The 20,859-nt window shown below is 72.0% G+C and carries 17 protein-coding genes; 11 read left to right on the top strand and 6 right to left on the bottom strand.

The window, feature by feature from the left end:
• Positions 1-16: 16 nt before the first annotated feature.
• Genes gatC through gatB form a run of 5 tightly spaced genes read left to right on the top strand, consistent with a single transcriptional unit; the run spans position 17 to position 5,719 of the window.
• Positions 17-316 carry an Asp-tRNA(Asn)/Glu-tRNA(Gln) amidotransferase subunit GatC gene (gene gatC / locus RWK90_RS02135; RefSeq protein WP_314034208.1) on the top strand — a complete coding sequence of 100 codons (300 nt, stop codon included), beginning with the start codon at positions 17-19 and terminating at the stop codon, positions 314-316.
• Positions 313-1,767, top strand: a complete 1,455-nt coding sequence (gene gatA, locus RWK90_RS02130; protein WP_314034206.1) for an Asp-tRNA(Asn)/Glu-tRNA(Gln) amidotransferase subunit GatA — start codon at positions 313-315, stop codon at positions 1,765-1,767. Before gatC ends, gatA begins: the two co-directional genes overlap by 4 nt.
• Positions 1,764-3,164, top strand: coding sequence for a DHA2 family efflux MFS transporter permease subunit (locus RWK90_RS02125; protein WP_314034204.1), 1,401 nt, complete (start codon positions 1,764-1,766; stop codon positions 3,162-3,164). Before gatA ends, RWK90_RS02125 begins: the two co-directional genes overlap by 4 nt.
• A 28-nt stretch (positions 3,165-3,192) precedes the next feature.
• A complete protein-coding gene (locus RWK90_RS02120; protein WP_314034202.1) occupies positions 3,193-4,227 on the top strand; it encodes an ATP-dependent 6-phosphofructokinase in 1,035 nt (344 codons plus the stop codon).
• Between the two features lie 10 nt (positions 4,228-4,237).
• Positions 4,238-5,719 carry an Asp-tRNA(Asn)/Glu-tRNA(Gln) amidotransferase subunit GatB gene (gene gatB, locus RWK90_RS02115; RefSeq protein ID WP_314034200.1) on the top strand — a complete coding sequence of 494 codons (1,482 nt, stop codon included), beginning with the start codon at positions 4,238-4,240 and terminating at the stop codon, positions 5,717-5,719.
• A gap of 56 nt (positions 5,720-5,775) precedes the next feature.
• Here gatB and RWK90_RS02110 read toward each other — a convergent pair whose 3' ends face one another.
• Positions 5,776-7,353, bottom strand: a complete 1,578-nt coding sequence (locus RWK90_RS02110) for a DUF222 domain-containing protein (protein WP_314034198.1) — start codon at positions 7,351-7,353, stop codon at positions 5,776-5,778.
• Between the two features lie 92 nt (positions 7,354-7,445).
• Positions 7,446-8,468, bottom strand: a complete 1,023-nt coding sequence (locus RWK90_RS02105) for an oxidoreductase (protein ID WP_314034196.1) — start codon at positions 8,466-8,468, stop codon at positions 7,446-7,448.
• 66 nt (positions 8,469-8,534) lie between these two features.
• On the opposite strand from RWK90_RS02105, the gene RWK90_RS02100 reads away from it, so the two are divergent.
• Positions 8,535-9,347, top strand: coding sequence for a DoxX family protein (locus tag RWK90_RS02100; RefSeq protein ID WP_314034194.1), 813 nt, complete (start codon positions 8,535-8,537; stop codon positions 9,345-9,347).
• Between the two features lie 47 nt (positions 9,348-9,394).
• On the opposite strand, the gene ilvD is transcribed toward RWK90_RS02100, so the two are convergent.
• Positions 9,395-11,233 (bottom strand): dihydroxy-acid dehydratase, encoded by a 1,839-nt coding sequence (gene ilvD / locus RWK90_RS02095; protein WP_314034193.1) that lies wholly within the window; start codon positions 11,231-11,233, stop codon positions 9,395-9,397.
• A 186-nt stretch (positions 11,234-11,419) separates the two neighbouring features.
• Here ilvD and RWK90_RS02090 point away from each other — a divergent pair, with 186 nt between their 5' ends.
• Complete coding sequence (locus RWK90_RS02090) at positions 11,420-12,856, top strand: DUF3533 domain-containing protein (protein WP_314034191.1); 1,437 nt, start codon at positions 11,420-11,422, stop codon at positions 12,854-12,856.
• Here RWK90_RS02090 and RWK90_RS02085 read toward each other — a convergent pair.
• Positions 12,752-13,186 (bottom strand): PH domain-containing protein, encoded by a 435-nt coding sequence (locus RWK90_RS02085; RefSeq protein WP_314034189.1) that lies wholly within the window; start codon positions 13,184-13,186, stop codon positions 12,752-12,754. The genes RWK90_RS02090 and RWK90_RS02085 overlap by 105 nt on opposite strands.
• A 282-nt stretch (positions 13,187-13,468) precedes the next feature.
• On the opposite strand from RWK90_RS02085, the gene RWK90_RS02080 reads away from it, so the two are divergent.
• The 4 genes from RWK90_RS02080 to RWK90_RS02065 all read left to right on the top strand — a co-directional run bounded on the left by RWK90_RS02080 (position 13,469) and on the right by RWK90_RS02065 (position 18,695).
• Entirely contained in the window at positions 13,469-15,364 is a 1,896-nt protein-coding gene (locus RWK90_RS02080) for an acetolactate synthase large subunit (RefSeq protein WP_314034187.1), read from the top strand.
• Positions 15,361-15,867 carry an acetolactate synthase small subunit gene (gene ilvN, locus RWK90_RS02075; protein WP_007627160.1) on the top strand — a complete coding sequence of 169 codons (507 nt, stop codon included), beginning with the start codon at positions 15,361-15,363 and terminating at the stop codon, positions 15,865-15,867. The genes RWK90_RS02080 and ilvN overlap by 4 nt, the downstream gene beginning before the upstream one ends.
• A gap of 54 nt (positions 15,868-15,921) precedes the next feature.
• Complete coding sequence (ilvC, locus tag RWK90_RS02070; protein WP_314034183.1) at positions 15,922-16,935, top strand: ketol-acid reductoisomerase; 1,014 nt, start codon at positions 15,922-15,924, stop codon at positions 16,933-16,935.
• Between the two features lie 77 nt (positions 16,936-17,012).
• The gene (locus tag RWK90_RS02065) at positions 17,013-18,695 is read left to right on the top strand and encodes a hypothetical protein (protein ID WP_314034181.1); all 1,683 of its coding nucleotides are present in this window, start codon (positions 17,013-17,015) and stop codon (positions 18,693-18,695) included.
• A gap of 40 nt (positions 18,696-18,735) precedes the next feature.
• Here the strand turns inward: RWK90_RS02065 and RWK90_RS02060 are convergent, their stop codons facing one another.
• Positions 18,736-20,220, bottom strand: a complete 1,485-nt coding sequence (locus RWK90_RS02060) for an NAD(P)/FAD-dependent oxidoreductase (protein WP_314034179.1) — start codon at positions 20,218-20,220, stop codon at positions 18,736-18,738.
• A complete protein-coding gene (locus RWK90_RS02055; protein WP_314034177.1) occupies positions 20,217-20,825 on the bottom strand; it encodes a hypothetical protein in 609 nt (202 codons plus the stop codon). The genes RWK90_RS02060 and RWK90_RS02055 overlap by 4 nt, the downstream gene beginning before the upstream one ends.
• Positions 20,826-20,859 lie beyond the last annotated feature (34 nt).

The following is a 20,859-nucleotide window of genomic DNA, read 5'->3' as shown; positions in this document are numbered from 1 at the left end:
GGAAAGGGGCAGGCACGTGACCTCGATCTCACGCGGGGACGTCGCGCATCTGGCCAGGCTCTCCCGCCTGGAACTGAGCGACGCCGAGCTGGATTCGTTCGCACAGCAGCTCACCGACATCCTCGACCACGTGCAGGCCGTCTCGGAGGTCGCCGCGGACGACGTCCCGGCGATGAGCCACCCCACCGCGATCACCAACGTCTACCGCGACGACGTGGTCACCCCGGGACTGACCCCCGAGCAGGCCCTCGACCAGGCGCCCGCCGCCGACGAGCAGCGCTTCGAGGTCCCGCAGATCCTGGGAGAGGACGCATGACCGAGCTCACCACCGCCACCGCCGCCGAGCTGGCGGGCCGGATCGCCGCGCGGGAGGTGTCCTCGGAGGAGGTCACTCGTGCGCACCTGGACCGGATCGACGAGGTCGACGGCGAGATCAACGCCTTCCTGCACGTGGGCGCCGACGAGGCCCTCGCGGCGGCCCGGGACGTCGACTCCCGCCTGGCCGCCGGTGAGGCGCTCGGCCCGCTGGCCGGCGTGCCCATCGCCCTCAAGGACGTCTTCACCACCACCGACGCGCCCACCACGTGCGGTTCCCGCATCCTCGAGGGGTACCGCTCCCCGTACGACGCGACCGTGACGAGCCGGCTGCGCGAGGCGGGCATCCCGATCCTCGGCAAGACCAACATGGACGAGTTCGCCATGGGGTCCTCCACCGAGAACTCCGCGTACGGGCCCACCCGCAACCCGTGGGATCCCAGCCGAACCCCCGGCGGCTCGGGAGGCGGCTCGGCCGCGGCGCTCGCGTCGCACCAGGCCCCGCTCGCCATCGGCACCGACACGGGTGGGTCGATCCGCCAGCCCGCCGCGCTCACCGCGACGGTCGGCGTGAAGCCCACGTACGGGACCGTCTCCCGGTACGGCCTCGTGGCCTGCGCCTCCTCGCTCGACCAGGGCGGGCCGTGCGGCCGCACCGTCGAGGACACCGCGCTGCTGCACCAGGTGATCGCCGGGCACGACCCGCGTGACTCCACCAGCCTGGACGTGGCGGTCCCGGACGTCGTCGCGGCCGCCCGCGAGGGCGCGAAGGGCGACCTGACCGGGCTGCGCGTCGGCGTGGTCACCGAATTCTCGGGCGAGGGCTACCAGCCCGGGGTCGAGGCCTCGTTCCGGGCCGCGGTCGACACCCTGCGCGAACTGGGTGCGGAGATCGTCGAGGTCTCCTGCCCCAATTTCCGCTACGCGCTGCCGGCCTACTACCTCATCCTCCCGTCCGAGGTCTCCAGCAACCTCGCCCGGTTCGACGCGATGCGCTACGGCCTGCGCACCGGCGAGGGATCGGCCGACCAGGTGATGGCCGCCAGCCGCGAGGCCGGGTTCGGCCCCGAGGTCAAGCGCCGCATCATGCTGGGCACCTACGCGCTGTCCGCCGGCTACTACGACGCCTTCTACGGCCAGGCGCAGAAGGTCCGCACGCTCATCGCCCGCGACTTCGACGCCGCGTACGAGAAGGTGGACGTCCTCGTCTCGCCGACCACGCCCACGACCGCGTTCCCGCTCGGCGACAAGGTCGAGGACCCGGTCGCGATGTACCAGTTCGACCTGTGCACGCTGCCGCTCAACCTCGCCGGACACTGCGGCATGTCGGTGCCGTCCGGTCTGGTCGAGGGTCTCCCCGCGGGGCTGCAGATCATGGCGCCGGCGCTGGCCGACGACCGCCTCTACCGGGTGGGCGCCGCCTACGAGGCCGCGAGAGGCGCGATCGCGTGACCACCGTCCCCGAGCGGGACGCCTGGAAGGCCCTCGCGGCCCTGGTCATCGGGTTCTTCATGATCCTGGTGGACCAGACGATCGTCGCGGTGGCCACCGAGGCGTTCGTGACCCAGCTCGGCGCCAGCACCAACCAGGTCATCTGGGTGACCAGCGCCTACCTGCTGGCGTACGTGGTGCCGCTGCTGTTCACCGGGCGGCTCGGGGACCAGATCGGGCCGCGCACCGTGGCGATCGCCGGCCTGGTGGTGTTCACCGGGGCCTCCCTGTGGTGCGGCCTCGCGCCGAACATCGAGACGCTCATCGTGGCCCGGGTGTTCCAGGGTGTCGGCGCCGCGCTGCTCACCCCGCAGTCGCTGAGCGTCATCACCCGGGTGTTCGCGCCCGAGCGCCGCGGCGCGGCCATGGGCACGTGGGGCGCGGTGGCCGGCATCGCCTCGGTGGTCGGCCCGGTGTTCGGCGGCGTCCTGATCGACGCCTTCGACTGGCGGTGGATCTTCTTCGTCAACATCCCGTTCGGTGTGCTCGCCGTGGTGCTGGTGTGGCTGTGGGTGCCGACGTTGGAGACCCGGTCGCGGTCCTATGACATCCCGGGGATCGTCCTGTCGGCGATCGGCATGTTCCTGCTGGTGTTCGGTATCCAGCAGGGGGAGTCGCACGGCTGGGGCGGGACGACCGCGGCACTGATCGTGGCCGGCGTGGTGGGCCTGACGGTGTTCGTGTGGTGGCAGTCGCGGGTCCGCACCGAGCCGCTCGTCCCCCTCCGGCTGTTCCGCGACCGCAACTTCTCGATCGGGACGTTCGGTGTGTCGACGATCGGCTTCGTCACCGCCGGCACGATGGTGCCGCTCATGTTCTACCTGCAGGGCGTCAAGGAGCTCAGCCCCACCCGCGCCGGTCTGATGCTGCTGCCGATGGCCCTGGTCGCCGGCGTCCTCGCACCCGTGGTGGGCCGGTGGGCCGACCGTCTCGACCCCCGCATCTTCACGGGGATCGGCTACTTCTCGTACGCGATCTCCCTGTTCTGGCTCGCGCTGGTGATGGACTCGCAGACGCCGGTCCTCGTCCTGCTCGGCCCCATCGCCCTCATGGGGGTGGCGAACGGGTGCGTGTGGGCGCCGACGTCCTCCACCGCGATGCGCCGACTCGAGCTGGCGTCCGCCGGCGCCGGATCCGGGGTCTACAACACCACGCGCCAGGTCGGTGCCGTGCTGGGCTCCGCCGCGATCGGCGCCCTCATGCAGGCGCGCCAGGTCGCGCACGGCGATATCGGCCAGGCGGTCGCGGACGCGATGGTCCTGCCCGCCGTGGTGGTGTTGCTCGGCGGCCTGGCCACGATGGCGTTCAGGACCGACACCGCGCCGGCCCGGGAGCGGTCAGCCGCCACACGCCCCTAGACTGCGGGGGAACCGAGAGGAGCTCGACGTGCGTATAGGTGTCCTCACCGCCGGCGGCGACTGCCCGGGACTCAACGCGGTCATCCGCGCGCTGGTCCGCACCGCCAACTCCGAGTACGACTCACCGGTCCTAGGGTTCCAGGACGGGTGGTCCGGCCTGGTCGAGGACCGTGCGGTCCCACTGTTCGACGACGAGGGCATCGACCGCATCCTGCTCCGCGGTGGCACGATTCTCGGAACCGGCCGACTCAACCCGGACGTCCTGACCGCCAGCCTCCCGCAGATCCGCCGGACCCTCGAACGGCACGCCCTGGACGCGCTGGTGGCGATCGGCGGAGACGGGACGCTCAAGGCCGCCCGCTGGCTCACCGAGAACGGCATCCCCGTGGTGGGCGTGCCCAAGACCATCGACAACGACGTGGGCGGCACCGACTACACCTTCGGGTTCGACACCGCCGTGTCGATCGCCTCGGACGCGATCGACCGCCTGCACACGACCGCGGAGTCGCACGAGCGCGTCATGCTGGTCGAGGTGATGGGGCGGCACGCCGGGTGGATCGCGTTGCACGCCGGGTTGGCCTCGGGTGCGCACATGATCGTCATCCCCGAGGTGCCGTTCGACATCGACTACGTCTGCAAGGTGATGAAGCGTCGGTTCCAGATGGGGGAGGCCTACGGGATCTGCGTGGTGGCCGAGGGCGCCACGCCTGTCGAGGGTTCGGGCATGACCCTGCGCGAGGGCGGGGTCGACCAGTTCGGCCACGAGGTGTTCACCGGGGTCGCCGACCAGATGGCGACCGCGATCCGTGAGCGCATGAACCGCGACGTGCGGACCACGGTGCTCGGCCACATCCAGCGTGGCGGCACCCCGACCGCGTACGACCGCGTCCTCGCGACCCGTTTCGGCGTGCACGCCGCGCACGCGGTGCACCGCGGTGACTTCGGCCAGATCGTCGCGCTGCGGGGCGACGCGATCGAGATGGTGCCGGTCGAGGAGGCCGTGGCGGTGCTCAAGACCGTCCCGGAGGACCGCTACCGCGAGGCCGCCTGCCTCTTCGGCTAGATTGTTCGGCATGGAGTTCACCGAGGTCGTGTCACGTTTCGATCCCGTCATGGGTATGGAGGTGCACGTCGAGCTGCACACCAACACCAAGATGTTCTGCGGGTGTCCGACCGGGTTCGGGGCCGAGCCCAACACGCAGGTGTGTCCGGTGTGCATCGGCCTGCCGGGCGCCTTGCCGGTCGCGAACCGCCAGGCGGTGGAGTGGGCCATCAAGATCGGCCTGGCGCTGAACTGCGAGATCGCGCCGTACAGCCGGTTCGCCCGGAAGAACTACTTCTACCCGGATCAGCCGAAGAACTACCAGATCTCGCAGTACGACGAGCCGATCGCCCACGACGGTTACCTCGACGTCCAACTCGAGGACGGCAGCACGTGGCGCGTGGACATCGAGCGCGCGCACATGGAGGAGGACACCGGTAAGTCCACGCATGTCGGTTCGGCGACGGGCCGAATCCACGGCGCCACGCACTCGCTGCTGGACTTCAACCGGGCGGGCGTCCCGCTCATCGAGATCGTCTCCAAGCCGATCGTCGGGGCGGGGGAGCGTGCGCCGGAGATCGCCCGCGCCTACGTCTCGGCGCTGCGGGATCTGCTGAGGAGCCTCGACGTCTCCGACGTCCGGATGGACCAGGGCTCGATGCGCTGCGACGCGAACGTCTCGCTGATGCCGAAGGGCGCCACCGAGTTCGGTACGCGCACGGAGACGAAGAACGTCAACTCGCTCCGCAGCGTGGAGATCGCGGTGCGGCACGAGATGTGCCGGCAGGCCGATGTGCTCGAGTCCGGCGGCGAGGTCGTTCTGGAGACCCGGCACTTCCACGAGTCGGACGGCACCACGACCGCGGGCCGGCCGAAGGAGTCGGCCGAGGACTACCGGTACTTCCCCGAGCCCGACCTGGCGCCCGTGGAGCCGACGGTGGAGCTCATCGAGTCGATCCGCGCCTCTCTGCCCGAGCTGCCGTGGGTGCGGCGTGCGCGGGTGCAGGCGGACTGGGGTGTCTCGGACGAGGAGATGCGCGATCTCGTCAACGCCGGGGCGCTGGACCTGATCCTCGCGACGGTGGACGCGGGCGCGCCCCCGGCGGAGGCCCGGTCGTGGTGGGTGTCGTACTTGACGCAGCAGGCGAACAAGCGGGGCGTCGAGCTGGACGCCCTGGCCATCACCCCGGCGCAGCTGGCCCGGGTCGTCGAGCTGGTCGCGGAGGGCAAGCTCACCAACAAGCTGGCCCGCCAGGTCGTGGACGCGGTGCTCGACGGTGAGGGCGAGCCGGACCAGATCGTGGCCGACAAGGGCCTCGAGGTGGTCCGTGACGACTCCGCACTGCAGAAGGCGGTCGACGACGCGCTCGCGGCGCAGCCGGACATCGCGGACAAGATTCGCTCCGGCAAGGTCCAGGCGGCCGGCGCGATCGTCGGTGCGGTGATGAAGGCGACCCGCGGGCAGGCCGATCCGGCCCGCGTGAAGGAGCTGGTGATCGCCGCCTGCAACTAGTCGCTCCGCGGCTCCATCGTGCCCGGTCGCATCGGTGCGACCGGGCACGGCGGTCTTCAGGCGGGTCGCGGTCCGTCCCGGCGCTCGTCCGGCCCCGTCTGCGGCGTGTCGGCCCCGTTGGTTCGGCTGCGGTTGCGGGTGCGGAGGGTGCGGTCGATGCCGGGTGGGTTGGTCAGGTGGCCGTCGTCGGTGATGAGGCGGTCGAGGTGTTGGCGCCAGGCGTGGTCGAGGATGCGGTCGCGGGCCTGGGCCAGGGGGCCGTGGGGCAGGGTGCGGTGTTCGTGTCCGGTTTCGGTGATGATGGTCAGTTCTCCGAGGGGGCCGGGTCGGTAGGCGCAGTGGCCGAAGGTTTTCTCGCGGTGGTGGCGGCGGCACAGGCAGTACAGGTTCCATTCGGCGGTGGGTCCGCCGAGTTCGGGGCGTTGGTGGTCGAAGGCGATGGCATGGTCGATCTCGCAGTCCCAGGCGTCGACGGTGCAGCCGGGGTGGCGGCAGGTGCCGTCGCGTTGGCGGATCCGTTCGGCCAGGGCCGGGGAGATGGTGTATTTCAGGGCCGCGTCGGGGTTGTCCTGGGCGCCGGGTTGGGGATCGAGTAGTTCGAAGCGGACGGTGGCATCGCCGCCGGAGAGTAGTTCCTCGCAGATCCAGTCGAAGCTGGCGTAGGCGCCGGTGACGAACTCGACCCGGTTGGGCAGGCCCTGGGCGACGCTGTTGATGATGGCGATGCGGATCGGCTGTTCGGTGCCCCAGGAGGCGCCCAGCGGGGGCCGCGGCCCGGACCCCGCACCCGCACCCGCGGCGGGTGGGGTGCCTGTGTGGTCGTCGGGGTGGGGGCGGGCGACGTCGTCGGTGTTGGGATCGCCCAGGGCGCTCAGGGCGTCGGCGCGTAGTTGGGCGCGGGTGCGGGGGTCGGCGGCGTCGGTGGCGGCGCGGGCGGCGGCCTCCAGGCGGCGGCGTAGTTTCTCGGCCGGGCCGCTGGGTAGCAGGGCCCACATGCTGGTCATGCCGTCGCGTTCGGGCCGGAATCGGACGGTGCGTGTCTCGACGGCGGCGTCGACCGCGTCGCCGGCCCCGCGGGGGTCGTGGCGCTCGCGGGAGGCGTCCACGGCCTGGTTCAGGGCGGTGCGGCTGGGGCGGTGCCCGCTGGCCAGGTCGCGGCACAGTGCGGCCACGACGTCGGATTCCACGGCGGGCAGGATGGCGTCGTCGATCCGGGCCAGGCGGCAGGCGGCGTCGATGGCCAGTTGCTCGGGCAGCAGTCCGCGGGTGACGGCCTTGCGCAGTCGGGGCAGGCGGGTGTGGATCTGGGTGCCGGCGGTGACCAGGCGGGCGGCGTGCCAGACGCTCAGCGCCATCGCCGCCACCAGGTGGTCCCGCGCGCGATCGGCCGGGGCGAGGCGGGCGTGGGCGGGGCGGGTGTCGGTGGCCGGATCGCCGTGCGCGGCGGTCTCCAGGCCGGTGAAGTTCTCGACCAGCAGGTGCGCGGTGTGCAGCCGGGTCGCCCCGGCCAGGTTCTGCGCCAGCGTCGCCGACCGCGCCACCTCCGACAAGGCCCCGGCGTCCAGGGAGTCCAGCGGCTCGTCCACCGCGCGCAGCGCCCCGGGATCGAACCCGCTCGTCGTCGTCGTATCCACCCCGCTCACCCCCCGCCGTAGCCCCACATCGTGTCGAATATGCGTGCTATGTTACCGGCCATGCACACATCGCACAAGGGTTCGACAGTTGCTCACATCCGGGCGTCGCCGCCGCCCCCGGAACCGGGCAGGATGACCGCGCGGTCGTCCGTCGCGACAGGGGAGCCGCCCGCCTTGTTGGTGGTCCCCGCCAGGAGAATTCCCTCGCCGACCATGGTGAGTCCGGTCAACCGCCCGTATCGCCCCTCGGCGAGAGGTTCGGGCTGGCCCCGCGCGGCGCCGCCGGCCGTCTGCACGGTGTCGACCCGCTCGGCGTCGGGCAGTGCGATCGCCAGCGACCCCTCGTCGGCCGCGCACCCGCCCGCGGAGCGCTGGTCAGGCCAGGTCCACACCATCCGGTCCGGGGATCGGAGCGCTGCGCCACGGTCTGTGACGGTGGACAGGTACACCTCGTCCCGGTGCACACACAGCGCCTGGATGCGTCCGAGGTCGCGCCCGATGACCTCCGGCTGCTCCGCGCGTCCGATCCCCGTGAACGACGGGAACCGAATGAGCTCGGACCCCACGCCGACGGTGAGGACGTCGGAGACGAACGCGAGACCGCCACTGTCGGCCGGCGCGAGTTCCGCGACCGTGCGGGGGGCGTCGCCACGCGCCAGCCTCTCGACGCGGGTGGGGCCGCCGCCGACGACGAGGAGGTACACGAGCCGGTCCTCAGCGAAGTCCGGGGACGGCGCGACCGCGGCCACCCGGCCGCCCCGCGGATCCACCCGGCCGAAATCCTCCGGGTCCGCATCCGGCGAGACGATCTTCACCGCGCCCGTCGCCTCCGCGAGCAACGCCCGCTCGCCCAGTCCCGCCACCGCGACCGCCGGGTCCAGACACGTCGCGATCACCGCCGGATCGGGGTCCACGCACGGGCCGGTCTCCGGGGCCGGTTCGGGTTCCGCCGTCGGCGAGGTCGGAGGGGGAGGTGGCGTGCTCGGCGGACCGGGCGGCGCAGCAGCCATCCCCGGCCCCGGCGCCGGCGTGAACGGGGCCTCGAGGCGGTCGTCGAACCTCGCACAACCCGACACGGCGACGGTGAGCGCCAGGACGAGCGCGAGCGATCTCATGCCGACCAGACTACGGCGCGCCGTGTCGTCCGGGTCCTCACGGCGGCACCGGCCTACAGTCGGGGTGTGACTTCCTCAAAGCGCGGGGACGACGACGCCCGTACCGAGATCATCCACGACGTCGACTATCCGCTCGACGTCCCCGACGCATCGGGTTCCGGCACAGCTGCGGCGACAGGTAACGCCGCAACGACCGCGTTCCCGGCCGCCGGGCGCACCGACTACTCACAGTTCTCCGAGTCGGGCGGGTACGACATGTCCGCGCCGCTGCCGTTCGGCGAGCAACCCACGACGATCGCGCCCGGCCGGAACGACGAGATCGGCCGGCGCGGGACCATCGACCTCGGTCTGTTCGTCCTCCGCCTGGCCGTGGGAATCCTGTTGGCGATGCGCGGGCTGCAGAAACTGGCCGGCCTGTTCGGGGGCCCGGGCATCGACGGGTTCACGCAGACCCTCGCCGACTCGGGCTTCGACCAGGCCCGCGCGCTGGCGATCACCGGCGGCGCCGTCGAACTCGTGGCGGGCGTCATGCTCGTCGTGGGTCTGGCGACGCCCGTCGCGGCCGCCGGCCTGCTGGGGATCGTGGGGCTCGGCATCGCTGTGCGGTTGACCGGGGCCGATCCGATTCCCGTGCTCAGCGACACCGCCCGGGGGCTCGAACCGTCGATCCTCTACGCCGCCGCACTCGTGACGTTGCTGTTCGCGGGGCCCGGGAGATGGTCCGCCGACCGCAAGTGGGGATGGTCGCACCGGCCCCGGTTCAGCGGGATCGTCTGGCTGGTGATCGTCCTGGTGCTGGCCGGCGTCCTGTGGTACTTCCTCAACGGCACCAACCCGCTGACGTCCTCCGCCGACAGTCCGCCGGTCACCGCGGGCTGACCGCCGGGGGGCGGTCGGCCCGCGACGACCGGGTCCAGGGGCGGCGGTCAGTCCGGAAGGATCCGCACGGCGCCCTTGTCGGCCGACGACGCCATCGACGCGTACGCCCGTAGCGCGGTGGAGACCTTCCGGTCACGGTTCGCCGGGCGCCACGGCAGCGGGCCCTTCTCCGCCCGGCGCCGCGCCAGCTCGTCGTCGTCCACCCCGACCGAGATCGAGCGGGTGGCCACGTCGATCGTGATGACGTCGCCGTCCCGGACCAGGCCGATCGGGCCGCCCGACGCGGCCTCCGGCGCGATGTGACCGATCGACAGCCCCGACGAACCGCCCGAGAAGCGGCCGTCCGTGATGAGCGCGCACTTGGCGCCGAGCCCGGCGCCCTTGATGAACGCCGTCGGGTGCAGCATCTCCTGCATGCCCGGACCGCCGGCCGGACCCTCGTAGAGCACGACCAGCACCTCACCGGCCTGCAGGGTCTTGTTGAGGATGACCGAGACGGCCTCCTCCTGGGACTCGACCACCCGGGCCGGGCCCGAGAAGTGGAAGTTCTCCTCCGAGACGCCGGCGGTCTTGAACACCGAGCCGTCCGGTGCGATGTTGCCCCTGAGCACCACGAGTCCGCCCTCGGCGGTCGCCGGGTGCTCCACCGAGTGGATGCAGCCGTTCACCGCGTCGGTGTCGAGTGACTCCCACCGGTTGTCGGTGGAGAACGGCTCGATCGTGCGGACCCCACCGGGGGCGGCGTGGAACAGCTCGACGGCCTTGTCGGTGGCCGTGCCGCTGCGGATGTCCCAGTCGGCGATGTACTGCTCGAGCGACGGCGAGTGGACGGAGTGGACGTCGGTCTCCAGCAGTCCACCGCGGTACAGCTCGCCGAGGATCGCGGGGATGCCGCCCGCCCGGTGGACGTGTTCCATGTAGTAGTCGGAGTTCGGGGCGACCTTGGCCAGACACGGGACCCGGCGCGAGACCTCCTCGATGTCGTGCAGGTCGAAGTCGACCTCGCCCTCCTGCGCCGCGGCGAGGATGTGGAGCACCGTATTGGTGGAGCCGCCCATCGCGACGTCGAGCGCCATCGCGTTGGTGAACGCCGACTTGGTGGCCACCGAGCGGGGGAGGACCGACTCGTCCTCGTCGCGGTAGTAGCGGGTGCACAGGTCCACGATGAGGCGTCCGGCCTCGGCGAACAGCTCGCGGCGCGCGCTGTGCGTGGCGAGCGTCGACCCGTTGCCCGGCAGCGACAGGCCGAGCGCCTCGGTGAGGCAGTTCATCGAGTTGGCGGTGAACATGCCCGAGCACGACCCGCACGTCGGGCACGCCGAGCGCTCGATCGCATCCAGGCCCTCGTCGTCGACGGCCGAGTTCGCGGACGCGGAGATCGCGGTGATGAGATCCGACCCGGCCTTGACCACGCCGTCCACGACCACCGAGAAGCCCGACTCCATCGGCCCGCCCGAGACGAAGACGGTCGGGATGTTGAGCCGCATGGCGGCATTGAGCATGCCGGGTGTGATCTTGTCGCAGTTCGAGATGCACACCAGCGCGTCGGCGGTGTGCGCGTTGACCATGTACTCCACGGAGTCCGCGATGATCTCGCGACTGGGCAGGGAGTAGAGCATGCCGGCGTGACCCATGGCGATGCCGTCGTCCACGGCGATGGTGTGGAACTCGCGGGCGACGCCGCCGGCCGCCGCGATCTGCTCGGCGACGATCTCACCGACGTTCTTCAGGTGGACGTGACCCGGGACGAACTGCGTGTACGAGTTCGCGATCGCGATGATGGGCTTACCGAAGTCCGAGTCCGTCATCCCGGTCGCGCGCCAGAGGGCCCGGGCCCCCGCGGCGTTGCGTCCGGCGGTACTGGTTCGTGACCTCAGGGGCGGCATGGGACCTCGATCCGTTTCGAAGGGGGCGGGCGGCCGGGAGGGGCGGCACCCGCGAGGGCGTCCCGGGCGCGCTCGCGGCGGCGCCCGGGGAGCACCGTGACCTCCCCACGATACGCCCCGGTGTGGGTTTACTCTTCTCACGGTCGGTACGGAGCCGGCCCGCCCACCGACGGATCGGGGATGGACATGAGCGAGTCCGGTCACACCGGCGGGATACGGGAGTTCGCCTCGCACTCCGCGGGGGCCGTCGCCGTGGTCTGCGGACTGTTCTTCCTGCTCGCCTTCATGTACATCGGCGGAACCGCGGACCCGCAGTCGCACGCCCGGCACATCCCGGTCGCGGTGGTGAACTCGGACGAGGCAGCCGGCCTCGACACCCCGGTGGGCGAGCGGCGGATCGACGTGGGGACACGCATCACGGCGGGGCTCATCCAGAACAACGACTGGGGCACCCTCCGGCTGCACATGGTGGACGCGGCGACCGCCGAGGAGGGGCTCCGGGACGGCACGTACTTCGGGACCCTGAGGATCCCTCCCGGGCTCAGCGAGCAGGTGGTCGCACTGGTCGAGGCGGCCGCGACCGACGAGGGGCGCGCCGGGCCGGTGCCGGAGCGGGCCCGCGTCGAGCTGCAGTACTCGCCGCGGGTGTCGATCGTGTCGGGGCAGGTGATGAACACCATGGCCGACCGGATGCAGGAGTCGTTCCGTGAGCGTGTCGGGCCGGGGCTCCTGGAGGACGCGGAGCTCCTCGCGGAGGCCGAGGGCGGGTCGGTCGACGCGGCCGCGGCGCTCGCCCTCGGTGACCCGATCCGGGTCGACGTCACGGCGTGGAACCCACTGCCGCCGGGCGTGTCCAACGCATCGCTTCCCATGTTCTACGCGCTGGTGGTCATCCTCGCCGGCTTCACCGGGGCGATGATCATCTCGGCCCTGCTGGACGCCCGGCTCGGGTTCATCCCGCTGGAGATCGGGCCCTTCGCCCACCATGTGCACGTCGCGCCGTTCGGCCGGGTCCAGACCCTCGTCCGGAAGTGGGCGGTCACGGCCGTCACCGCTCCGCTGGTGTCGGCCCTGTGCCTGTGGGTGGCGGCGATCCTCGGCATCAGCGGGTACGACCCGGGGCACATGTTCTGGTTCTCGAACCTCGTGATCATCGCCGTGGGGTTCTGCGCGCACACCATCATCGCCGCGATCGGCAACGCCGGGTTGTTGGTGAACCTCGTCCTGTTCGTGGTGCTCGGCATCCCCACCTCGGGCGGGGCGACGCCGACGCAGATGTTGCCCCCGGTGTTCGTCGCGATCGGGGACCTGCAGCCCATGCACCAGGCCTATCTCGGGCTGCGCTCGATCATGTTCTTCGACTCGGGCTGGGACGCCGGTCTCGGCCACGCGGTGTGGGTGCTGGGCGCCTGGACGGTCGGGGGACTCGTGGTGGGTCTCGCCGTCACCGTCGTGTACGAGCGGATGGGTATGCGGCGTCAGGCCGTGGCCGACCGGGTGCCGGCCGGCCGCGGCGCGTCAGGGCTGCTCGGGTCCGGGCGCGGAGTAGGGATCGCGGATGCGGCCCCGGCTGGCGGCGGAGAGGCGCGGGAGGTCGTGGAAGGACACCCCGCCCATCGGTAGGGACTCGTCCGAGGTCGTCACGAGCCGGGCGAAGCCCTTCTTGGGGAACATGACGCCCTTGACCCGGTCCCACGGGACCGAGCGCGTGGAGCGCCAGGTCGTCAGGTGGACGCCCCGCTCGTCGAGCCGGGTCCGGGTCCGGGCGATCCACCAGCCGAAGCCCAGGGGGATCAGGACGAGCCAGCCGAGGGTGAGCGGGTAGGCCGCGACCGGCCACAGGATCGCCACCACGAGGATGGCGATCACGATGTAGGACATGGGGTTGACGCGGAAGAGGGCGCGGTCACGCGGGGTCGACTCCGGCACCGGGGCTCTGAATGGGGCGCTCATGATGCGCTCCATTCTCGCACGGCCCACTATGTGGGATCGGGGTTCCACGAGTTGACGCTGCGGCCGGCCGCCGCCTACTCTGGGCCGCGTGAACACCTGGAACGGTCTCGTACTCGGCCGGCGCGTCGGCGCCTGAGCCGCAACCTGGCTTCCCCCCGACGCGCACCCTCGCCGGCCCCCTGTGGTCGTCGGGGGTTTTTTGTTGCCAGGTTCCACCGGTCCCACCGGGCCGGGTGAGGCGACGAACGACAAGCTCCACGACCAGCATGAAGGACAGTTGAAGTGAGCGCACCAACGGCACAACCCGGACCTCGTCCGGGCGCAGAGCAGAAGGCCCGCCCGGCGGCCCCCGAGCGGATGACGGGCGCGCAGGCCGTCGTCCGGTCCCTCGAGGAGATCGGAACCGAGGTGGTCTTCGGCATCCCCGGCGGGGCCATCCTGCCGGTCTACGACCCGCTCTACGACTCGGCCAAGGTCCGGCACGTGCTCGTCCGGCACGAGCAGGGCGCGGGCCACGCCGCGACCGGGTACGCCCAGGCGACCGGACGGGTCGGCGTCTGCATGGCGACCTCGGGTCCCGGCGCCACCAACCTGGTGACGCCCCTCGCGGACGCCCAGATGGACTCGGTGCCGGTCGTGGCCATCACCGGCCAGGTCGGTACCTCCCTCATCGGCACGGACGGCTTCCAGGAAGCCGACATCTCCGGCATCACGATGCCGATCACCAAGCACAACTTCCTCGTCTCCCACGGCGACGACATCCCGCGGATGATCGCCGAGGCGTTCCACATCGCGCAGTCGGGCCGACCGGGTGCCGTCCTCGTGGACATCCCCAAGGACGTCCTGCAGGGCGAGATGACGTTCTCGTGGCCCCCGGAGATGAAGCTGCCGGGCTACCGCCCGGTCACCAAGCCGCACGGCAAGCAGATCCGTGAGGCCGCGCGGATGATCGCCCGGGCGACGCGTCCGGTGCTGTACGTCGGTGGCGGGGTCATCAAGGCCGACGCCTCGGCCGAGCTCATGGCGCTGGCGGAGCTGACCGGCATCCCCGTCGTCACGACCCTCATGGCGCGGGGTGCGTTCCCGGACTCCCACCGGCTCCACTACGGCATGCCGGGCATGCACGGCACGGTCGCCGCCGTCGCCGCGCTGCAGCGCTCCGACCTGCTGGTCACCCTCGGCGCGCGCTTCGACGACCGGGTGACGGGCCGCCTGGACTCGTTCGCCCCGGACGCCAAGGTCATCCACGCCGACATCGATCCGGCCGAGATCGGCAAGAACCGTGCCGTGGACGTGCCGATCGTCGGGGACATCCGGGAGGTGCTGGTCGAGCTCGTCGAGACGCTGCGCGGGGAGCGCGAGTCCGGCACGCTGACCGCGCCGTCGACGTGGGTCGGTGAGCTGGACGAGATCCGGGCCGAGTACCCGCTGGGGTACGCGCCGCAGTCTGACGGCTCCCTCTCGCCCGAGTACGTCATCGAGCGGCTCAGCGCCGCCGCCGGCCCGGACGCGGTCTACTGCGCCGGCGTGGGCCAGCATCAGATGTGGGCGGCCCAGTTCGTCAAGTACGAGAAGCCGCGCACCTGGCTCAACTCGGGTGGCCTGGGCACGATGGGCTACGCCGTCCCCGCCGCGATGGGGGCGAAGTTCGGCCGCCAGGACGCCGAGGTGTGGGCGATCGACGGCGACGGGTGCTTCCAGATGACCAACCAGGAGCTGGCGACCTGCGCGATCGAGGGCGCGCCCATCAAGATCGCGCTCATCAACAACGGCAACCTGGGCATGGTCCGCCAGTGGCAGACCCTGTTCTACGAGGAGCGCTACTCGCAGACCGACCTGTCGACGCACACCATGCACATCCCCGACTTCGTCAAGCTCGGCGAGGCCCTGGGCTGTGTGGCGCTGCGCTGCGAGCGGGCCGAGGACGTCGACGACGTGATCGCCCGCGCCCGCGAGATCAACGACCGCCCGGTGCTCATCGACTTCATCGTGGGCAAGGACGCCCAGGTGTGGCCGATGGTCGCCGCCGGGACGTCCAACGACGAGATCATGGCGGCCCGGGACATCCGGCCGCTGTTCGACGACACCGACTCCGCGGCGGACGAGGCCACGGAGATCCACGAGGTGACCGAGCGGATCGACGCCGCGGTCGTCGCCCGCCAGGAGGAGGATCAGTGAGCGCTCGCTCCCACACCCTGAGCGTGCTGGTGGAGGACAAGCCCGGCGTGCTCGCGCGCGTCGCGTCGCTGTTCTCCCGGCGCGGGTTCAACATCGAGTCACTGGCCGTCGGACCGACCGAGACCGACGGGCTGTCGCGCATGACGATCGTCGTCAACGTCGAGGACTTCCCGCTCGAGCAGGTGACCAAGCAGCTCAACAAGCTGGTCAACGTCATCAAGATCGTCGAGCAGGACCCGGCCGGGTCCGTCGCCCGCGAGCTGACCCTGGTCAAGGTCCGGGCCGACGCCACCAACCGCGGCCAGATCGTCGAGATCGCCAGCCTGTTCCGGGCGCACATCGTGGACGTCTCCCCGGAGTCGCTCACGCTCGAGGCCACGGGCACGCCGGACAAGCTCGACGCGCTGTTGCGCATGCTCGACGGCTACGGCATCCGCGAGATCGTGCAGTCCGGCATGGTCGCGCTCGGACGCGGTCCCAAGTCCATCACCACCACTCGATAGTCTCGACCTGTAATCCGGTTTCGACTTACCGAAAACAAACGAAGGGAATCCACCATGGCAGTGGAGATGTTCTACGACGATTCGGCGGACCTGTCGCTGATCCAGGGCCGCAAGGTCGCCGTCATCGGCTACGGCTCGCAGGGCCACGCGCACTCGCTGAGCCTGCGCGACTCGGGCGTGGAGGTCGTGATCGGCCTGCGCGAGGGCTCCAAGTCCCGTGAGAAGGCCGAGGAGGCCGGCCTCAAGGTCATGACCGCGTCCGAGGCCGCCAAGTGGGCCGACGTCGTCATGCTGCTCGCCCCCGACACCTCGCAGGCGCAGATCTACGCCGACGACATCGAGCCCAACCTGAACGACGGCGACGCGCTGTTCTTCGGTCACGGCCTCAACATCCACTTCGGCCTCATCAAGCCGGCCGCGAACATCACCATCGCGATGGTCGCGCCGAAGGGCCCCGGCCACCTCGTGCGTCGTCAGTTCGTGGACGGCAAGGGCGTCCCGGCGCTCATCGCCGTGCAGCAGGACCCCAAGGGCGAGGGCGAGGCGCTCGCGCTGTCCTACGCCAAGGCGATCGGCGGCACCCGCGCCGGCGTCATCAAGACCACCTTCAAGGACGAGACCGAGACCGACCTGTTCGGTGAGCAGGCCGTGCTGTGCGGCGGCACCGAGGAGCTCGTCAAGACGGGCTTCGAGGTCATGGTCGAGGCCGGGTACGAGCCCGAGCTGGCGTACTTCGAGGTGCTCCACGAGCTCAAGCTCATCGTCGACCTGATGTACGAGGGCGGCATCGCCCGCATGAACTACTCGGTGTCCGACACCGCGGAGTTCGGCGGCTACCTCTCCGGCCCGCGCGTCATCGACGCCGGCACCAAGGAGCGCATGAAGGAGATCCTCGCCGACATCCAGAACGGCGAGTTCACCAAGCGCCTCGTGGCCAACGTCGAGGGCGGGAACAAGGAGCTCGAGGCGCTGCGCAAGGAGAACGCCGAGCACCCGATCGAGGTCACCGGCCAGAAGCTGCGCGACCTGATGAGTTGGGTCGACCGTCCCATCACGGAGACGGCCTGAGCGGTGCGGGAGCGCCCCGCGTGAGGCCCCTGTAGGGTCCACCGGGATCGATTCCCGACAGCTGTAGGAGGACCGCCGTGCGTCACATCGTCCGAGGTGTGGGTGCGGCGGTCCTCGCCGTCTGTCTGGGGGCGTCGGTGGCGGCGTGCGGGACGACGGGGGACGGCGTCGGTACGGGACCGCGGGCGGTGGAGGCCGGCGGGGTGCTCCTCGCCGCGGACGCCGACGGGTCGGGCGTGGAGACCACGCGGTTGCTGCTGGAGTCCGCGCCGGTGGTCGTGGTGGCCGCGCCGGACCGGGCGGCGCAGGCGCGGGCGGCGTCGGTGGCGGTGGGGCTGCGCGCCCCGATGCTCACCGCGGTACCGGGGGCCGGGAAAGTGCTGGCCGAGGAGGTCGCCCGCCTGGGGGCCGAGCGGGTGCTGCGGGTCGGCGGGGCGGATTTCGGGTACGACGGCGAGGTGGTCGAGTCGCCGACGGACCGCCGGTCGCTCGAGGAGCTGACCGGGATCACGTTCCATTCCGAACTGGAGGTCCCCGCGGACCGGATCGACGACGTCACGGTGCACCAGACGCCCGGCGGGCCGGCGCTGCTGACGGTCGCCGATCCGGGGGCGGGGGGCCGCGATGCGGATGCCGCCGGCGGCGGGGGCCCGGACTCGTCGGGCGCGGGCCCGTCGGGCGCGGACGCGGTGGCCTCGGACGAGGCCGAGCCGTTCGTGCCGGGCGCGCCCGCGTGGGACGGCGACGGCGCGCCGAGCGTGCTCGTCCACGACCGGACCCCGGTCGCGTCGATCGCCACGGCGGTGGCCGCCGGTGCGGAGGTGTCCCACCTGAGGGCGCCGGACCCGCGTGTCGACGGCGGATCGGTCGAGGCCGTCCGGGGGGCGGACGCGGTCTACGGGCTCGGCCCGGGCTGGGGTTCGCAGGAGGAGTTCGACGACCGGGTCGAGAAGGCGCGGACGGTGCCCGAGCTGCCGGGCGGCGGTCAGCTCGTGTTCCCGGGGCGGCGGTTCGTGGCCGCCTACGGCTCGCCGATCACCCCGGTCCTGGGCATCCTCGGGGAGCAGGGGCCCGCCGAGAGCGTGGAGCGCGTGCGGGCGCTGGTGGAGCAGTACCAGCCGTTCTCCCCGGAGCCGGTGATCCCGGCGTTCGAGATCATCGGGACCGTCGCCGCGGGTGGGCCGGGTGCGGACGGGAACTTCACCAACGAGTGGCCGCCGGAGGTGTTCGAGCCGATGGTCGACGCGATCACGGGGGCCGGCGGCTATGCCGTGATCGACCTGCAGCCGGGGATGGCCGACATGGTCGACCAGGCGAAGATCTTCGAGGACATGCTCCGGCGGCCCGGCGTGGGCCTGGCCCTGGACCCGGAGTGGAAGCTGGAACCCGGGCAGCGGCCGGGTGCGCAGATCGGCTCGGTGGACGCCGAGGAGATCAACCGGGTGATCCACTGGCTCGCGGATCTCACCCGCGACAGCGGCGGCCCGCAGAAGCTGCTCATCCTTCACCAGTTCAGCCTGGCGATGATCTCGAACCGCGAGGACATCGACACGTCGCGGCCGGAGGTGGCGATCGCCCTGCACGCCGACGGGCACGGCACCCCCGATCTCAAGATGGAGACGTGGGACGTCCTGCGCGCCGGGCTCTCGCCCGACATCCGGATGGCGTGGAAGAATTTCTACGACGAGGACACGCCCACGTTCACGCCCGAGCAGACGATGGCCGTGACGCCGCGCCCGTGGTTCGTCTCCTACCAGTGACCCGGCGGGCCTCACGGGGCCGACGTCGCGGGCCGCGTGCTCAGCGGCCGAGGATCCGGTCCGCCACGTGGCGGCCGGCCATGCCGTGGACCCCGGGGCCGGGCGGTGTGGAGCCGGAGGCGTGCCAGACCCCCGGCACGCCGGTGGCGAAGGGGTCGGCCCGCGGGACCGGGCGGGCGATGAGTCCGCGCAGGTCCACCCGCCCCGCGGCGATGTCCCCGCCGGCGTTGTTCGCGTTGTGCTCGGCCATCCGGTCCGCGGGTGTGCAGTGCGCGGCCAGCACGACGTCCCGCACCCCCGGCGCGACCTCCTCCAGTGCCGTGAGCACCTGTTCGGTCTGGTCGCGACCCGAGTACGCCGGGACGTGGGCGTAGGTCCACAGCGGGCGTCGGCCGTCGGGCGCGACACGGCCCGGATCGGTGACCCAGGGCTGGGAGACCAGGACCATCGGGCGCTCCGCGTGGCGTCCCGCGGCCACCTCGCGCTCGGCGAGGGCCAGGGCGTGCGAGTCCCCGCCCAGGTGCACGGTCCCCGCGCCGGCGAGGCGCTCGTCCCGCCACGGCACCGGACCAGACAGGACGAGGTCGACCTTCGCCGCCGCGCCCCCCACCGGGGCCCGGAGCAGCCTGCGCGCGCGCCGCGCCACCGCGGGGGACGGCGACGACGCGACCAGGATCCGGCCGAGGATCCGTGACGAGGTGTTGAACACGACGTCGCGGGCGTCGAGCCGGGCCAGGGAGTCGACGGTGACGCCCGTACGGATCTCGCCGCCGGCGTCGCGGACGGCATCGGCCAGCGCGGCGGTGATCGCGCCGCTTCCGCCGACCGGCAGGCCCCAGCCCCGCGGTGAGTGCAGGAGCGAGCCCAGCACCAGGCCGACGCCGGTCGCGGCGGGGGAGTTCAGGGGGGTGATGGCGTGCGCGGAGATGCCGGACAGCAGCGTCCGGCCGTCCGGGCCCAGGGGATCGGCGACGCCACCGCGGGGATGGACCCGCAGGAAGGCGCCCGCGAGCGCCGCGGTCGCCGCCACGGGCGGGATCGAACGCTGATCGGACAGGGCGGCCGCGACGACGTCCTCGGCGCGGCGGCCGAGCGGACCCATCACGCCCCACCACCGGTCGGCCTCCTCACGCGAGCCCAGACCGGCGGCGAGGTCGGCGGGGGAGGGATCGGACGGCACGACGATCGCGTCCCGACCCGGCAGGGCGTGCGCGAGCTGCACGGGCGGCGAGGCCATCTCCACACCGTGGGCGGGCAGGTCGAAGTCGCGGAAGAACGGCGACGCGCCCGCCATCGGGTGGACGGCCGAGCAGGGGTCGACCAGCAACCCGTCGGCCAGGTGCTCCGGGATGTCGGGGGCGACCTCGGACATCGGCCGCGTCCGACAGCCGCCGCCGACGCCGTCCTGCGCCTCGAGCACGACGACCTTCCGCCCGGCGCGCGCGCACGACACCGCCGCCGCGAGGCCGTTGGGGCCCGAGCCCACCACGATCACGTCCGCGCGCACCGGCCCGGCCGCGCTCACCCGAAGACCGCCAGACCGTAGGTGCGCCGTAGCTGCTCCAGCAGGTCCTCCTGCACGCGCGCCTGTTCCGCCAGACCCCGCAGGAGGCGGCCGGTGTCGGAACCGGGGAGCTCGTCGTCGTCGTCGCCACCACGCCCGCGGTCGACACCCACCGGCGCCGGGTCGTCGGCGACCCACGACTCGGCCAGCAACTCCCACATCGACCGCTTGGCCACCACCAACGTCCGCAACGCCTCCAGCACGGCGAGCCGCGCCAACGGATCGCGCACCAGCGGCCCCACCGGCAGGGCCGACAGCGTCACCACCGACGAGGCGCGCAGCAGGCCCCGGCCCGGCGTCCCGAACACCGACAGGCGCCGGAGCAGGGCCGCGGCGGCGTCGATCTCCTGCTCGAACTCCGCCCGCAGCGGGACGAGGCGCTCACGGTCGCCCGGCTCCACCGCCCGGATGCACCGGTCCAGGATGCTGCGGCCCACGGCCGCCCCGTACAGGTGCGCCCGCAGATACGCCGCCACCGCCGTCGCGCCCCGCGCCGGCGCCACCACCGGCACCCACGGATCGGGGAAGCGGACCGGGGGCGGGGTCGACCGGGGGCTGCGGGGCATCGGGGCTCCGTTCGTCGGGCATCGCTGTTGAACC

This window comes from Dietzia sp. CH92, from assembly GCF_032248695.1.
Lineage (GTDB): Bacteria > Actinomycetota > Actinomycetes > Mycobacteriales > Mycobacteriaceae > Dietzia.
Note: the sequence above shows the minus strand (reverse complement) of the source record. Positions and strands in the feature narration are given on the sequence as shown.

Excerpts from the sequence above, each read along its gene's own strand:
- gatA (WP_314034206.1), top strand. The coding sequence starts at position 313 with ATGACCGAGCTCACCACCGCCACCGCCGCCGAGCTGGCGGGCCGGATC.
- gatB (WP_314034200.1), top strand. The coding sequence starts at position 4,238 with ATGGAGTTCACCGAGGTCGTGTCACGTTTCGATCCCGTCATGGGTATG.
- RWK90_RS02105 (WP_314034196.1), bottom strand. The coding sequence starts at position 8,468 with ATGAGATCGCTCGCGCTCGTCCTGGCGCTCACCGTCGCCGTGTCGGGT.
- ilvD (WP_314034193.1), bottom strand. The coding sequence starts at position 11,233 with ATGCCGCCCCTGAGGTCACGAACCAGTACCGCCGGACGCAACGCCGCG.
- RWK90_RS02090 (WP_314034191.1), top strand. The coding sequence starts at position 11,420 with ATGAGCGAGTCCGGTCACACCGGCGGGATACGGGAGTTCGCCTCGCAC.
- RWK90_RS02085 (WP_314034189.1), bottom strand. The coding sequence starts at position 13,186 with ATGAGCGCCCCATTCAGAGCCCCGGTGCCGGAGTCGACCCCGCGTGAC.
- ilvC (WP_314034183.1), top strand. The coding sequence starts at position 15,922 with ATGGCAGTGGAGATGTTCTACGACGATTCGGCGGACCTGTCGCTGATC.
- RWK90_RS02055 (WP_314034177.1), bottom strand. The coding sequence starts at position 20,825 with ATGCCCCGCAGCCCCCGGTCGACCCCGCCCCCGGTCCGCTTCCCCGAT.